The sequence below is a fragment of the Shewanella sp. NIFS-20-20 genome, assembly GCF_019209865.1.
Classification (GTDB): Bacteria; Pseudomonadota; Gammaproteobacteria; order Enterobacterales; family Shewanellaceae; genus Shewanella.
Map to the genome: position 1 here is coordinate 1 of NZ_JAHUTT010000078.1, position 15,597 is coordinate 15,597.

At 48.2% G+C, this 15,597-nt stretch carries 14 protein-coding genes and 1 pseudogene; 8 read left to right on the forward strand and 7 right to left on the reverse strand.

The features are described 5' to 3' along the window. The first annotated feature begins 375 nt into the window (after positions 1–375). Positions 376–1,281, forward strand: coding sequence for a sensor domain-containing diguanylate cyclase (locus KU855_RS17305; protein ID WP_218532093.1), 906 nt, complete (start codon positions 376–378; stop codon positions 1,279–1,281). 85 nt (positions 1,282–1,366) lie between these two features. On the opposite strand, the gene KU855_RS17310 is transcribed toward KU855_RS17305, so the two are convergent. Continuing rightward, positions 1,367–1,939, reverse strand: coding sequence for a DUF502 domain-containing protein (locus KU855_RS17310; protein WP_218532094.1), 573 nt, complete (start codon positions 1,937–1,939; stop codon positions 1,367–1,369). A 300-nt stretch (positions 1,940–2,239) separates the two neighbouring features. Here KU855_RS17310 and yedE point away from each other — a divergent pair, with 300 nt between their 5' ends. The 4 genes from yedE (at position 2,240) to KU855_RS17330 (ending at position 5,526) form a co-directional block, all read left to right on the forward strand. Next, entirely contained in the window at positions 2,240–3,439 is a 1,200-nt protein-coding gene (gene yedE / locus KU855_RS17315) for a selenium metabolism membrane protein YedE/FdhT (RefSeq protein ID WP_218532104.1), read from the forward strand. Between the two features lie 46 nt (positions 3,440–3,485). Beyond that, positions 3,486–3,728, forward strand: a complete 243-nt coding sequence (yedF, locus tag KU855_RS17320) for a sulfurtransferase-like selenium metabolism protein YedF (RefSeq protein WP_218532106.1) — start codon at positions 3,486–3,488, stop codon at positions 3,726–3,728. 117 nt (positions 3,729–3,845) lie between these two features. Beyond that, the gene (locus tag KU855_RS17325; RefSeq protein WP_218532112.1) at positions 3,846–4,880 is read left to right on the forward strand and encodes an NAD(P)H-quinone oxidoreductase; all 1,035 of its coding nucleotides are present in this window, start codon (positions 3,846–3,848) and stop codon (positions 4,878–4,880) included. 241 nt (positions 4,881–5,121) lie between these two features. Further along, positions 5,122–5,526: a hypothetical protein gene (locus tag KU855_RS17330; RefSeq protein ID WP_218532114.1), complete on the forward strand. Its 405-nt coding sequence runs from the start codon at positions 5,122–5,124 to the stop codon at positions 5,524–5,526. Positions 5,527–5,581: 55 nt separating this feature from the next. Here KU855_RS17330 and KU855_RS17335 read toward each other — a convergent pair whose 3' ends face one another. The 3 genes from KU855_RS17335 to cutA all read right to left on the reverse strand — a co-directional run bounded on the left by KU855_RS17335 (position 5,582) and on the right by cutA (position 9,479). Beyond that, positions 5,582–7,192 carry a cation:proton antiporter family protein gene (locus KU855_RS17335; RefSeq protein WP_218532117.1) on the reverse strand — a complete coding sequence of 537 codons (1,611 nt, stop codon included), beginning with the start codon at positions 7,190–7,192 and terminating at the stop codon, positions 5,582–5,584. A gap of 119 nt (positions 7,193–7,311) precedes the next feature. After that, positions 7,312–9,147 carry a protein-disulfide reductase DsbD gene (locus KU855_RS17340; RefSeq protein WP_218532119.1) on the reverse strand — a complete coding sequence of 612 codons (1,836 nt, stop codon included), beginning with the start codon at positions 9,145–9,147 and terminating at the stop codon, positions 7,312–7,314. Beyond that, positions 9,144–9,479 carry a divalent-cation tolerance protein CutA gene (cutA, locus tag KU855_RS17345; protein WP_218532121.1) on the reverse strand — a complete coding sequence of 112 codons (336 nt, stop codon included), beginning with the start codon at positions 9,477–9,479 and terminating at the stop codon, positions 9,144–9,146. The genes KU855_RS17340 and cutA overlap by 4 nt, the downstream gene beginning before the upstream one ends. Positions 9,480–9,756: 277 nt before the next feature. On the opposite strand from cutA, the gene KU855_RS17350 reads away from it, so the two are divergent. Next, a complete protein-coding gene (locus KU855_RS17350) occupies positions 9,757–10,281 on the forward strand; it encodes an FxsA family protein (RefSeq protein ID WP_218532123.1) in 525 nt (174 codons plus the stop codon). Here KU855_RS17350 and KU855_RS17355 read toward each other — a convergent pair. Continuing rightward, entirely contained in the window at positions 10,257–12,065 is a 1,809-nt protein-coding gene (locus KU855_RS17355) for a protein kinase (protein ID WP_218532134.1), read from the reverse strand. The two genes, KU855_RS17350 and KU855_RS17355, sit on opposite strands and share 25 nt — an antisense overlap. A gap of 322 nt (positions 12,066–12,387) precedes the next feature. Between KU855_RS17355 and KU855_RS17360 the strand changes: the two genes are divergently transcribed. Continuing rightward, positions 12,388–12,735, forward strand: a complete 348-nt coding sequence (locus tag KU855_RS17360; RefSeq protein WP_218532136.1) for a hypothetical protein — start codon at positions 12,388–12,390, stop codon at positions 12,733–12,735. A 62-nt stretch (positions 12,736–12,797) separates the two neighbouring features. After that, positions 12,798–13,460 (forward strand): thiopurine S-methyltransferase, encoded by a 663-nt coding sequence (locus KU855_RS17365; protein WP_218532138.1) that lies wholly within the window; start codon positions 12,798–12,800, stop codon positions 13,458–13,460. A 58-nt stretch (positions 13,461–13,518) separates the two neighbouring features. On the opposite strand, the gene KU855_RS17370 is transcribed toward KU855_RS17365, so the two are convergent. After that, entirely contained in the window at positions 13,519–14,598 is a 1,080-nt protein-coding gene (locus tag KU855_RS17370; protein ID WP_218532140.1) for a porin, read from the reverse strand. A gap of 186 nt (positions 14,599–14,784) precedes the next feature. Next, positions 14,785–15,471 (reverse strand): annotated as a pseudogene (locus KU855_RS17375) (porin); the annotation flags it as partial. Between the last annotated feature and the right edge of the window lie 126 nt (positions 15,472–15,597).

Below are 15,597 nucleotides of genomic sequence, written 5' to 3' on the forward strand. Positions count from 1 at the left end.
GCGTAATGCGAGACAGTTCAAGCTTGATGGGAAACGGGATAGGGCCTATCCACGTGCGTTAAAAATGAGTAAAAACAAGTATCCCATTAAGTCTAAGAAAAATGCCGTTCACACTAAGTGAACGGCAATAGCCTTACGGCTGGTTTTTTTGTTGCTGACACTGGCACTTAAATCCTTGAAGGCTGGCGACAGCGAGGGTTTATCTTATCCTCCGTGCTGGCTTGCACCGGACAGGCAGGCCAGCACGTGCTCAAGGGGTATTTACGGATAAGTGTATTAGCAAACTGTGATTATCTAATTGATTATTAGTTACTTTTGATGCATTTATCCTAAAGATAGCGTAAATTAGGTCAATAATTGAACTGAGGTGCTGACATGGATAAGTTATCGGTTGAGCAATTGCGTGAGGTGGTATCGCTACTGCCTGATCCGGCGTTTATTCTAAGTATTGATGGCACTTATCTGGCCTATTTGGGTGGGGTTGATCATGATGCCTATCACGATGGCTGCTCCTTGGTGGGGAAGTCGTTAAACGCGGTATTACCGGCCCCTAAAGCCGCATGGTTCACCCGACAAATACAACTGGCATTAACTGAGCGGCGAGTGCAAGTGGTCGAGTATGATTTGGATGTGCAAGAGGTGGAGGGCGTCGCGCCACAAGGGCCGCACGGGATGTTGCATTTCGAAGGTAAAGTCATGCCTTTGAACAGTTTATTCAACGGCCGTCCCGCAGTGTTATGGTTAACACGCAATATCACCGAGCGCTATCAGTTAGAGATTAAACTTCGCAAGTTAAGTGAAACCGATGGACTGACTGGGCTGTTTAATCGCCGCTATATGTTAGCGTGTTTAGGCCAGCAACTGCTGCGACTTGGTGACAAAGAGCGCTTTAGCGCCTTGGTGTTGGTTGATATTGATCATTTTAAACGGATCAATGACAATTTTGGCCATCCAGTCGGCGATCTGGTGATTAAACAGGTCGCTCATGGCATTGGATTGCAACTGCGCGATGGCGATGTTGCCGCCCGAATTGGCGGCGAAGAGTTTGCCATCTTATTGACTCGAACTCGCTTAGAAGAGGCGCTCGCGGTGGCCGAGCGTATTCGTCACGCCATTGCAACTCAAGAGGTACACGCCGCTAATGAGCGGGTGAATATGACCATCAGTTTAGGCGTGACTCAGTTAGTCGCTCTGGACACGGTCAGCAGCATGATGGCACGTGCGGATAAAGCCTTATATCACGCCAAAACCTGTGGTCGTAACCAAATACAATACAGTTAATCGAGTGGCTAGGGGGTTGAGAGGCTCCCTTATATCAGTCTCAGTTTTTTCATGCTGCTGGTGCTTGACCGCTTGCGATATTGTGTCAGGTTTTTGATAACCCGGCGGTCAGGTTAAAACGCATGGCATCTTCAAAGGGCCAGTCGACGGGGATCAGGTCGGCGCGGCGCACAAGGCTGGTGACACCGGCCATTTGATAAGATAATTGAAACAGTACCGGCACCCAATCATCATCTCCTAGCGCCGCTGCCACTGGCGCGGGCACGGTATGGGTCATAATAAATCCCACCACATAGCCTCCGTTGGCTTGTTTGACTAACACCACTTGTTGGTGGCTCGGTTGACCGTCGCGGTTCATCAATGAAGCAATATCGCGAATACTGCCATAAACCGACTTGAATAAAGGGAAGCGCATTAAGGCGCTTTCGACCTTTTGCCAGCCCCAGGCGAAAGGACTCACTGAAAATAATAAGCCCGCGATAAACACTAGGGCGATCACCAGCATAAATCCGCTACCGACCCAAGGATGCATTATCCCAAGCAAGGAGAGGAGCAGCCCGCCTAGTGCATCGAGGGATTCAAACAGCGACCAAAATAACCATAAGCTTAAGGCCATCGGCAGAACATTCATTAAGCCGCGGGTGAGAGTGGTTTTCATCTTAACCTCGTTAATCGTGTGCACGGGGCGGATGCCCATACCACAGCGCCTTATCTTAACATTTGTGGTCTCCACGGCTAGCGACTTGTGCTCAAGCTGCGGGCGGTGGCGCCATCTGGCGATTGCGATGCTAACGCGCCAGTCCTGTGCTTGCTTAAAATTAAATCAAACACTTAGCTTGTTAGTGCTCCCGCAGCCGCTCCGAGCTTGATGAATTATGTTTTATAAACGCGATCTCCAGCAAAGCGATTCAACATTTTTCGCGTATGATGCGCGCTCAATAACGCATGGGGAGTCAAGATGAGCTGGCAGGCATTTAAGCAAGCTTATTTAATTAAGTTTTGGTCACCCATTCCGGCAGTGATTGCCGCGGGGGTCATGGCCACGTATTTTTTTGGATTAACAGGCAGCTTGTGGGCGGTGACTGGCGAGTTCACTCGTTGGGGCGGCCACTTGCTACAAGGGGTCGGTATTGATGCCAGCCAATGGCAGTATTTCCAGATTATCGGGCTCAAGGGGACGCCGCTGGATCGTGTCGGCGGTATGTTACTTATCGGGATGTTTGGTGGGGCACTGGCCGCAGCATTATGGGCGAACAATGTTAAGTTACGCTTTCCCCAGCACAAGCGTCGAATTGCGCAAGCGCTGATCGGTGGCGTGATTGCTGGCTTTGGCGCCCGGTTAGCCATGGGGTGTAATCTGGCGGCTTTTTTCACCGGTATCCCGCAGTTTAGTGTGCATGCTTGGTTATTTGCCATTGCCACGGCCGCAGGATCCTATGTGGGCGCCAAGTTTTGTTTGTTGCCGATGCTGCGCGTGCCATTAAAGCTGACTGCGGGCAGTCAAGCGATCAAGCCAGCGGCGGTGAGTTCGGGTTTGCGTCAGTTCCGGTTGGGGCTGTTAGTGTTCACCGCTTTAGTTGCTTGGGGACTGATCAGCCTGTGGCAAGCCCCTAAACTCGGCATTGCCTTGCTGTTTGGTGTCGGCTTTGGCCTACTGATTGAACGAGCGCAGATTTGTTTTACTTCGGCTTTTCGCGATATGTGGATCACTGGCCGTACCCAGATGGCTAAGGCCATTATTCTTGGAATGGCAGTCAGTGCCATCGGTGTGTTTGCCTTTATCGAGCAAGGGGCCGCCCAAAAAATTATGTGGGCCGGCCCAAACGCGGTGATCGGCGGTTTGCTGTTTGGCTTTGGGATCGTGTTAGCTGGCGGCTGCGAAACCGGCTGGATGTACCGCGCGATGGAAGGGCAGGTGCACTTTTGGTACGTGGGCATAGGCAATATCATCGGCTCTATCTTATTGGCTTGGTGCTGGGATGATCTGGCGACGCCGTTGGCGACCCGTTGGCCAAAATTGAATTTATTGAATGAATTGGGACCGTGGGGCGGTGTGGTGCTCACCTATGGTTTGTTGGCGTTAGCTCTGGGATTCATCCTGTTATGGCAACGTCGTTTTTTTCAGCAGGCGCGCTCTAGCCGTAGCCTTGCTCGTTGAGTGTGGCGGAACTTTGCAACCGTCATCGAAAATAGAGGTCAATACAATGCAACAATCCGCATTACCCGAGGTAGATTTTCAATTAGAAATCATGGGTGAACCTTGCCCTTACCCCGCGGTGGCTACACTGGAAGCCATGTCGCAACTGGCGGTAGGCCAAGTGTTGGAAGTCGTGACTGACTGCTTACAGTCCATTAATAATATTCCCCTTGATGCTAAAAATCATGGCTATCAAGTGCTCGCTCTGACGCAACAAGGACCGTTAGTCCGGTTTTTGCTGCGTAAATAATGTTGGGGATGAGTCTGGACAACCGCCGAATTTCGGCGGTTTTTTTATGCTTGAAATAATGCCAGCACATGATACTAATAGCCTAAGTATTAAGGCGTTTTTTAAAGCAGGTCACAGATGATGAATTACATAGCATGTCACGGAGTCGGTGGCAGCGAGATGATGTCCTTGGCGCAGGGTGAGGTGCCAACCCCGCGAGCCACCCAAGTGTTAATTAAGGTCGCTGTGGCCGGAGTGAATGGCCCTGATATCGCTCAGCGCAAAGGGCACTATCCTGCCCCGAGTGATGCTAGTCCGATTTTGGGGTTGGAGGTGGCGGGATATATCGTGGCCATGGGCGCTGATGTCCGTCAGTGGCAACTGGGTGATAGGGTGTGCGCTTTAGTGCCTGGTGGCGGTTATAGTGAGTATGTTAGCGTCAATGCCCGTCATTGTTTGCCCGTGCCTACTGGCGTGAGTTTAGTCGATGCTGCCGTGCTACCGGAAACCTTTTTTACTGTGTGGGGCAATGTGTTTATGCGCGCTGGGCTAAAGGCCGGTGAAACCTTGCTCATCTTAGGGGCATCCGGGGGCATTGGCAGCGCCGCGATACGTTTGGCTAAAGCCTTTGATGTTAAGGTGTTGGCGTTAGTGAGCACTGAAGAGAAGCGTCAGTATTGCCAAGAGTTAGGTGCCGATGAGGTTTTTTGTGCCAGTTCCGCGACCCTGAGTCAGCAGGTGTTGCGCTTGACCCAAGAGCGCGGGGTTGATGTGGTACTTGATCAGCTCGGTGGTGATTGGCTACCTGCGGCGTTTGATTGCATGGCGTATGATGGCCGGCTAGCCTCAATTGCTTGCCAAACGGGTCGGCAAGTGACGGTCGATATTTTTCAGCTAATGCGTCGGCGCTTAAGCTGGGTGGCATCGACGTTGCGACCACAATCTGAGGCGGCCAAAGCCGACATTGCTCAGCAACTTTTGGCTCATGTCTGGCCGAAGTTTGCCGATAGGCAGTTAACTTTGCCGATAGACCAGATATTTGACTTGAAGGATGCACCCTTAGCCCACCAATTATTTGAATCGCGGCAATTTTGCGGTAAGTTGGCGCTGAGGGTGACTCATGACCAAGAGGATGAGTGTGGTCACGCTGTTCTGATAGAAAATTTAAATTAATATTTTCCCGGTCGGTTTTTTCAGCTAAATTGCAAAGAGAAGTGGAAAATGTGCTCTGACGCGATATTTCACTAAATTAAAGATAAATTTTTGAGGTCTTCAGGATTGATTCTGTTTCATATTCTGCAAGAATAGCGCCTCTGAACGGGTCCAGCTGCACAAGACACTTGACAGCCAGTAGCGACAGCGCTATCTAATGGACAAATCCAAAGTATGTGTTGATTTAAGGGTATTAGCATATATGTACAACACCGCAAAAAAACAGGTTTGGTTTGGCGAGCTACGTACTGCGAGAGGTACCTCGGTAGTCGTACACGATAATCAGCTACCCGATGCCTCTCCTGGACGTATTTATTTATTTAATACGCAGCGCAATGCGATCATTGAGTATGTCGAGGACATTGTTAAGGTCAATTTACATGACTTAGACGGTGCTGCACTTGCCGCGGCTCAAGATGAGTTTGGAGCTGCTTGGAAAGCTGCTCGTGACGTCTTTATGCAAAAGCATCGCAACCTTGAAGAGCTCGAAGCCAATGCGCAAGTCGCACCTGCGCGCAAAGCGAAACCGCAAGCTGAGCCTGAGGCTGAAATTGAAGACCTAGGTGACGATTTTGATGACGATTGGTCTGATGATTTTGACGATTAATTGATATAAAAAAAGCTGGCTTAGCCAGCTTTTTTTATATCGATACTTTGGCGAGCTAGGTTTTTTCTGTGGCGCCATCACAGGACTTGAAATACTCTAGCTCACGAATAACGTGATCGACAAAACCGGCTCCAGCGGCTTCGTAGAGGTTATAAATACTATCAACCCCGGCAGCTTTCAAGGAATCGGCATCTTCACTGTATTGCACAATAGCGCTGATCTTGCCAGTGTAATTACGTTGCTTAAGCTGTTCAATCGCAAACAGGTTACCACCGTGATAGGGCATGGCTAATAGCACTAACTCTACCCCGGAGCCCCGTTCCAGCTTATCCCAAAAGTCGGTATCGGCGGCATCGCCATGCACCACGTTGCGCCCGACACTCTTGTGGTAATCAACCAGTTCGGTTTTATGTTCAATCCCAACCACGCCGCCGCCATAGATGGCTTGCAGTTCATCATAGGCGCCACTACCAATCCGGCCCATACCAAAGACTAAGAATTGGGCCTTACCTATGCTGATAGGGCGGTCTTCAGGGTGAAGTGGATGGTGCTCTAAGCGTTTTAGCCTGCCTTGATATTTTTGATAGAAGGCGCTGACTAAGTTATTTAGCGGTGCTGCAAACAAAAAGCTAAGGCTTAGCGCGACGGCAATAATAATCAGCCACTGAGAAGGCAGCCAGCCTTTGCTGGTGGCCACTGCCGCAACAATCAGACCAAATTCACTGTAATTACCTAGGTTAAATGAAGTCAGTACTGCGGTACGTGAACGTAACTTAAACAGGGTCAACAAATAGCAGAAGAAGGCGATTTTAAGCGGAATACACGCCACTAAAATCATCGCTAAAGCGACGTCTTCGAGGCTAGGTAATCCGTTGAGACCAATGGTTAAGAAGAAGGCAACTAGGAATAGTTCTTTAAAATAAAATAATGACTTAGCCAGTTCTGATGACTTGGCGTGGCCGGCGAGTAATAGGCCGACAATTAGGGCGCCCAGATCCGGCTTCAGTCCCACGGCTTCAAATAACCATGCACCGACCACTAAGGCCATCACCAGACCGAAGAGCACCAAGAGTTCACCATGACCGGCCTTGTCGAGGGCACGGTAAATCAGGGGCTTGGCGAGGGGTAACAATAATAAGCCCAAAGCCCAAATACTGGGGATTTCGCCCTTGGATATGGTTAAGAAGGCGACCGCGAAAATATCTTGCATAATCAAGATACCAATGGCAACCCGGCCGTATAAGGATTGCATGTCACCTTTGTCTTCCAGCACTTTGACCGCAAACACAGTGCTTGAAAAACCGAGGGCAAAGGCTAGCAGGCTTAATTGTTCAATACTTAAGTCGGTGAGTTGGCTGAGGCCTACCAGTCCGAGTAATTTGAGCAGTGGGATAAAAAATAGCATCGAACCTATCAGGTGAATACTGGCTCCCGCCCACACTTCGGCTTTAAACAAACTCTTGATATCGAGTTTTAAGCCAATGGCAAATAACAATAAGGTCACGCCTAAGTTAGCGAGCTCTTCCAGTAAAGGTAAGCTAGCTTCATTAATGCCAAATAGATAGAGAGCAAAACCGGCGATTAAATAGCCAATGAGCGGCGGTAGACCGAGCCGATTGACTAATAAGCCGCAGCCGAGAGTTATAACGAGTATTGCTGGTTCCATTTTTCCTACTAACGTCCAAGTAATCTGACTCTATTGTAAGGGGTTATCGTGATTTTTGTCATGAATAAGCGAATAAAAAGCCCTCAAAAAAGAGGGCTTTTAACTGGGGCATGTATTTATTAATTCGTTTGGCTGACTTTGTCGAGTTGTTGGGCAAAAGCCTCGGGGCCCATAAAGCCAGTCACTGTGAGTCCGGTATCGAGTTGACCCAGAGCGTTATACAGCAACAAGGTAGGTAAGCCTTTGATATCATAATGGTTGAGCAGGGCTTCATCATCGCTGTCCATCTTGGTGACATCCGCTTTGAGTAAGCGCATGTTGGCAAAACGCTGCTGCACCTGTTGATCCTTAAAGGTGATATTTTCAAATTCCTTACAGGCCACACACCAATCGGCATAAAAGTCGATTAATACTGGCTGGCCGGCGGCTTTGGCCGTGGCTAACTCTTGATTCAGATCGTCCAAGGTCTTAAACATGATAAAGCCTTGCTGTTGATTGGCGTTTGAGGCCGTCACCGGGCTGCTATAGCCCAGTGACATCATCACGGCTTGGAAGCCGTAAGAGAAGCTGCCGAGCAAGGATAAGGTTAATAACACGGAACGAACTGTCTGTTTCCAGTTGAACTCAGTCAGCTTATTTTGATGCATCAAGTAACCAATTAAGCTGATCCCCCACAGTGACCACATGATGTCGGTAAAGACACCGGGCCAGATTCGGCTGAGCATCACAATCGACACCGCAATTAACAGGAAGCCGAACACGGTTTTAATGACATCCATCCATTGGCCGGCTTTAGGCAGTAATTTACCCCCAGACGTGCCGATGATCAGCAAGGGTAATCCCATGCCCATACTCAAGACGTACAAGGCTAAAAACCCTTGTAAGAGATCGCCAGTTTGCGCCACATAGATTAATGCGCCAGACAAGGGCGCTGTGGTGCATGGTGAGGCGACTAAACCAGAAATCACTCCCATCATAAAGACGCCAGCGAGCTTGCCACCTTGTTGATTATTGGCGGCAGTATTCATCTTGTCTTGCCAGCGGCTAGGCAACTTGAGCTCGTAAACGCCAAACATGGATAAACTGAGCACGGCAAACATAATCGCGAGGAAGATCAATACCGCTGGGTGTTGAAGTGCCGCCTGATATTTGAGTCCGGCCGATGCAACCACTAGCCCTAAGAGAGAGTAGGTAATCGCCATGCCTTGGACATAGGCCATCGACAAGGTGAAGGCCTTAGCGGTCGATAGCTTTTGTTTCTGGCCGACAATAATGCCCGACAAGATGGGATACATAGGGAATACACATGGCGTCAGGGCGAGGCCGATACCGAGACCAAAAAAGATCAACAAGGTCCAGCCGAGGTTGCCATCACTGAGTAGCTGACTTAAGCCATCTTGTTCGCTGACGTAATCACTGGTACTTAAAAACCCTTCACTTTGCGCCGCTGGGCTAGTTGGGGCGGGTGCGACTTGGCTTTCGGGTAAGCGGCCGTCATTGCTGGCGACTTCGGTCAACGGCACATGTTGTTTGGTTGGCGGGAAGCACAATTTGCCTTCGGCACAGCCCATAAAGGTCACGGTTAATTGCGCGTCTTTGCCGGCCTGTTTTAATGCGATTGGGATATCGACGAACAGGGTATACACTTCTTGTTCACCAAAATAATCATCGTGGTGCATCACCCCTTGTGGCAATTGGATTTCACCTAACTCAGCGTTTTCGCTACTGAATTTGAGTTTATCTTTATAAAGATAATAGCCATCGGCAATCACCCAACTAATAGCAACTTGATTGCCTTGTTGTTTAAAGTCAAACACAAAGGCTTGATCAACGGGCATCAACTCAGGTTCTTGGCTTAAAAAGCCAAAACTTTTATTGGCGAAAATACTGTCAGCCTGTGTGAGTGGCGAGAGTAGTAAGGCAAAGGTAACGAGTGCAGCTAGCAATTTTTTCATGATGGGCTATTTTCTTTTATCCAATTGAAATAGGCGGGTAATCCATAGGACAGGGGTATAGCGATAATTTGTGGCACTTCATAGGGATGAAGTTGTAACAAATTATGTTGTAACTGCAAATAATGACCTTTGGTACATTTTAGTTGCAGCGGGAACTCTTGATCGCAATGCGTTTGCCCTTGCCATGAGTAAACGGATTCTATGGCTTGGCCAATTTGCGCGCAGGCCGCTAATTTTGAATCCACCAAAGAGTGGGCAATACGCTGGGCTGTTTCCTTGTCAGGACAAGTGGTTAGCACCAATAAATAGTCATCAAGCTCGGGCGTACTCATGGCAAAGTATTCCATTATTCGCGGCGATTAAATCTGGCTTAAGCCAGATCCATTAAGGTCATGTCGTCGATAGTATTTCGCTGGCACACTTTACGTGTTTTAGTGCACATCTGCACCTTTGTTACTAAAAACAGTGAACCAGATAACTTGTCGAGTGAATGTCTCGTGTGGCTTCTCTTGAAAACAGACAAGAAAAACCCCATTAAGTTTTAAACAATAGTTAATTTATTTTTATTTATCTTTGGTGATGGCAACGTCGTCAAAGAATGAGGTGCTCATGCGTTTACCCTTATTGTTGCTTTTTATTGTTATCCCTATGGTGGAATTGTCTGTGATGATCCAAGTGGGGGAGCAGGTGGGTAGTTTAAATACGGTGGCTTTGGTGATCTTAACCGCGGTGATTGGCGTGACGTTAGTCAAACGCCAAGGGCTGACGACCCTGACCCAAGCACAACAAAAAATGGCTCGAGGCGAAGCGCCGACGCAGGAAATTGTGGGGGCCATCTTGTTGGTGATGGCGGGGATCTTGTTAGTGATCCCAGGCTTTATTACCGATGCCATCGGTTTTATCTTGCTATTGCCTTGGACGCGTCAATGGCTCGCGAGTCGTGTTTCAACACGGATGCAGGGGCAATTTACTTCCCAGTTTGGTGCGAATCAATTCCATCATGGTTTTGGATCGCAATCGGCTAACGGGGATTTCTTTGAAGGCGAATTTGAACGCAAAGAGGATGCTAACCGCCCGCGGTTAGTGATCGATCAAACGCAGCAGCCCGATCAACCATCCTCGCCGGATAAATGATCCTTGGGGTTGCGCGGGTAAAAATGCGGCGGCCGTTGCTGTTGATGATCAAAGCGCCGGGTGTTTTTATAGGGCAATTTCATAAATCCGGAGACGCCATTACCGCGGATCTTACTGACATGACGTAAGATCCTGTCTAAACAGGCACGAAAACTGGCCTGTTTTCTGGGGTTGAGCAATCGAAAATAGCTGTGGATTTTCATGTGGTTGTCTAATACTTCAAAGATAATGCAACCGGTGTGATGAATTTGGTTGAGGTAACCAAGTTCGGTCATAATTTCACTGGGTAACTCCAAACTCTCATCGGGATCGCGGCCATCTTCAAAATAAGAATGTAAGCGAGATTTATCTTCGAGGCTCGGGGCATCACTGACCTCAAAAGGCAGTTGCTGATCTTGGCTGGCAATGAATTGGTGGTGTTCATTGCTTTCAATATGCAAGGTATCTTTGGCATTGAAGAAACACGCTTTAAACGTCCCGATGCGATTAATGCCTTGCGCAAGACTCACCAAGTTATTGACCACCACGGCTAATGCTGGCCGTAAACTGGCGTCGTATAATCCCAAGTTAGAGTCAATATAGACGCCTTGTTCTTGCCAGTGAATGGCCAGCCCTCCTACTAGCGGATAGTGACCCAATTGGCCGACACTGGCGATAAAGGCTTTTTCGGTATCCCCCATGCCCACCATAAAGTTGCGATAATATTCTGGCACCATTGCCTCGGGAGTCGTGGGCAGTTGCGGGTTATGTTCCTTTAAAAACGATTGCCTCGAGCTATAGCTCACCGTTTCTATATCTTTAAACTTGGGCTGGAGCCAGATAGGGATCTGGGGCGTGATAGTGGCAGGGGCTAACGCGGGTAAAAATAGCAGATGGGCATGCTGCATGCTTTTGATAAAATGATCGCCGCCCCGTTGGCGCTCACGGCTGTCCTGACTCAGCATGGCCGCTAAGGTTAGGGCTAGCTCCTTAGGTAAGCCAAGGCTCATTGGCGTGATGACTCGACTGCCAAAGCGACTGGCTTGGCCAGAGGCGAGAGCATATAAGGTGCCGGCAATTCCCTGTTCATCAAAGCGGGCGCTCGATTGCGCTCCATTTAGCTGATCATCACCAATAAAATACACATCGCCCATACGGGCATTGGTATGTTGCAGATCTTGGCTGAGCGATCCCATCGCATCTTGGATCAGGCTGTGGCCATGGCGATCTTGTTGGGCAAATACGGCCGATCCCCAATCAATGAGTGATAATCGACCTGAGGCGGGATCATAAACAAGGTTTGAGGGTTTAATATCGCCGTGCACTATGGCGCATTGCTGTAAGTAATCTAAGATCTGCGCTAACTGCCGAGCAATGTCCAAAATGACTGGCGCCGCTAATGGCCCATGGCGGCGGCTATAAAGCTGAAGATCTTCCCCATGCGCTCGGGCCATCACTAAGATCCCTTGGCGACTGGGGCGATCGAAGCTAATAAATGGCGGAATATTGGGGTGATCGAGCCGGCCAAGCATGTAGGCTTCTTCTTCTAAGCGATCCTGAATGTGCTGGGGGAGGGTGATCCGTGAAAACTTAAACACCTGCGGTTGCCCTTGCGGGCTTGTCCCGGCGAACACAAATCCATACGCGCCCTTACCCAATAGGCTGATATCTTGGTAACCTAGCCCTGTTAATTGTTGCTTACACAGCCGGATCCACGCCCTGTGTTTACGGGCATCATTGGCCTTTAGCAAGTAGATAGATTGCTCTTCAGAGATATAAAACTGCTGGATTTGTGCTGTGCTCAAGCCAATTTCTCCTGTTGCCGCCGTCGCGGCAAGTGTCCATCATACTGGCGATAAAAATAATGTGATCCACCACCTGCAAATACTAAGGTGTGCTTTGTCTCGCTGGCGCTAAATATTAGTATGGAATGAATCAAGCGGTTTACGACCGAGGGGCCAATCCCTTGATAGGGTATAATTGATGGCGCTATTGATATAAATCAAACTCGTCGGTGCCCAGTCTCGTTAAGCTTAGTTTGTAAGCAGTTTGCGTAAACTTTGAGTAAATGGCAAATGTAACTGAGCCGCGTTAAGTGAAATCACCCTCGTCGCTCTAGGAGGTCTTATGGCAGCAGCTAACAAAGCACAATTAGTATCCTTATTCGAGTTTGCGCGTCAGCGTATTGTGCAATCGATGGAACTAAGACAATGTCCACATGCGGGTTTTTATAATCCCGTGGATGATGCCTGCACCTTCTGTCATCAAGGGATGGAGTGCGTATGGATGAATCACAATGACCAATTAGTGTCATTAGAGGAAAAATCCATTAGTGAATTGCGCCAGCAGCTATTAATGGCGGTCGATTTTATTGACTCCAATTTATCGCCTTATCATTTATCTCGGCGCCAGTGTCAGTGTGAAAACTGCCAATGGCTGCAGCAAGTCCAAAGCGTCCTGGCCGCCACGGAATAATCCCTTTACTTTAGGCGCGCTTATCTTCTACATTGTGGCCTGCAATTAGAGGAGATAAGTTTATGGATGCTGCTTTCTGGCATGAGCGTTGGCACAATCGTCAAATTGGTTTTCATCAAACCCAAGTTAATCCGCTGTTGCAGCGTCATTGGCCGAGGTTACAACTCGATGGCCAAGGTCAAATATGGGTGCCTTTGTGCGGCAAGAGTGTCGATATGCTCTATCTGGCGGAGTTAGGCTATCATGTGCTTGGCTGCGAGCTGAGTGAACTCGCCGTTCGTGAGTTTTTTAGCGACAATCAATTAACTTTCAGCGCCATTTGCCATGACCAACATCAGGTGTTTCGTTGTGAGCAAATCGAATTGTGGCAAGGCGATTACTTTACTTTTCCCCTTGAACTTAGTCGCCGTTGCGTAGCGTTTTATGACCGCGCCGCCATGATTGCCATGCCCAGTGACATGCGCCAAGCCTATGCCATGCAACTCGCCCAAAGTGTTAGCGCCGGTACCCAGGGTTTACTGATCACTTTAGATTATCCGCAAGCCATGCTCGATGGTCCGCCGTTTGCGGTGAGTCAAGATTGGCTGCATCAGTCTGTGAGTCCGTATTTTGATATCGAATTATTAGAAAGTTGCGATGTACTGGCTGACAATCCCAAGTTTTTAAAAAAGCAGGTGCCGCGGTTAACTGAAAATGCCTATTTGCTGACGCGCAGGGGCGCGTAAATAACAGAGCCGCTAGGCGGCTCATGTAAAGTTTGGGGAAAACACATTAACCTAGGGATTAAAAATAATACCTCAGGCCCAAGGTGTAGACATTTTCGGTGCCGACATCTTGCGCCACAGTTTTGAGGTTATAGTCGGTTTTGTAATTGGCCCAAAACGCATAGAAGATTGCCGCTTGCGAGGCATGATAATCGGCGCCTAAGGTTAATTGCTGCACTCTGACATCCGTTATCTCACTGTTTAAGTCCACAATTCCCTGAAAATAATCACCTAGCCCAGTTTGATCTTGACCATACATCGCCTTGATATTCACGCTGTGGAGGTTGAGCTTGTTGAGGTTATATTGGGCATTAACGTAATACATGTTGCCATCGATATTTTGCAAGGTCACATGCTTAGCGTTTTGAAAAATACCCCCGAGTTTTAAATCACCAAAACGCACTTGAGCGGCGCCGCGATATCCTTTGAAATCCTCAATATCTTTGCTGTAGGCGGCGGAGACAAAGTAGATGGTGCTTTCAAGATCCATATCACCTAACGTTGCTGCCACCGAGAAAGGGTAGTCTGAGGTTGAATTATTATCCTCCATCAGCACTGTGCCGCTGAGAGCAAATTGCTGCGAGCCGAAATTGGGGGATACATAATTAAAACTATTACTTTGTCTGTCTTCGCCAGGCATTAATTGCGCCATCCAAGCATTGGTATTATCAAAAATGTCGGTATTACCTTCGGCGTTATAAAACGCGGTGTCGGCTCGGCCAAACATTAAGGTGCCCCAGCTGGTATCAAAGCCTAAAAAAGTGCTGCGGCTAGAAATCGGATCTTCTACGCCGGCAATATCACCATCTTGCACCGACACTTCCATTTGGTAGATCACCGAAAAGTCATCATTGAGCTTTTCGGAGCCTTTAAAACCGACATATGACCAATTATTTTCTAAAAAGGTACCGCTTTCAGGATTTGTCACCACCACGACACCGCGACCATTGGGGTTAGGATTAACCGCACGGCCTTGGTCGGTATGAGCAACCGCGAGTTCTAGGCTACCGTATATTGTTGGCCCTGTCGCCCAAGCGTTGGCCGAGATTAACCCTAAGGAAATCGCCGACAAGGATAACAGTTTGTTCAAATGTGTCATTCTCACTCCCTCCAGAGCATTGATTATTCGCGGCTTGCAGCAGCGAGGTGCAGACCCCATGGTGTTGATTTGTCGGTGTGATGTGGAGCCACTGAAACAGTGTAGTCAAGAATGAGGAATTTTCATTTGAGTGAAAAATAAAAAAAGCGACCTAAAGGCCGCTTTGATAAGAGAAGAGCTCTCTGATTAGAAATCGTAGCGCAGACCGACGGTGACCACATTGTCGTCTTTCAGATCGACTTTAACACCAGACAGTTTGTAATCGCCGTCGTAGTAAGCATAGTGACCAAAGACCATGGTTGACTTGCTTAAACGATAATCGGCACCGACAGTGTAGCTGCTAACATTGACATCGGTGGTATCCGCGCCAATGGTACCGGCATTAGAGAAGTACTTACCTAAGCCTGACTCATCTTTAGCATATTCAGCTTTTAAGTTTACACCGTTTAAGTTATAGGCGATGTTAACGAAGTAGCTGTTACCTTCCATGTTTGAGAACTTTTGGCTCTCAGTGTTCTGGAACAGACCACCTAATTTGAAATCAGCCAGTTTAACTTGACCGACTACGCGGTAAGCTTCGATACCACTGATACCATCGTTATAAGCCGCAGCTACATAGTAGTTTTGGGCTTTCAACTTCTTATCACCCACAGTAGCGCTTAATGCATACTGAGTGTCACGAGTCTCTTTTTGATTATCAGCCACTAAGTAGGTGGCGTTGATGGTAATTAGGTCAGCGATTTTTGGCGAATAATACCAAATACCATCGGCACCACGGATTTGACCAGCAACGATTCTATCGATATCGGCGTTGGTGTTACCAAATAAATCAACTCCACCTTCAGATTGCTTGAATACGGTGTCGTTATAACCGGCGTTGTTTCCTAAATCATTGAACTAATCATCAGAACCACGATCAGATCATTAGAACTTTGAGATGGGTGACGATGATGGGTAAGGCAAAGTACAAAATCAGCAACTGGAAGCAATATAACCAAG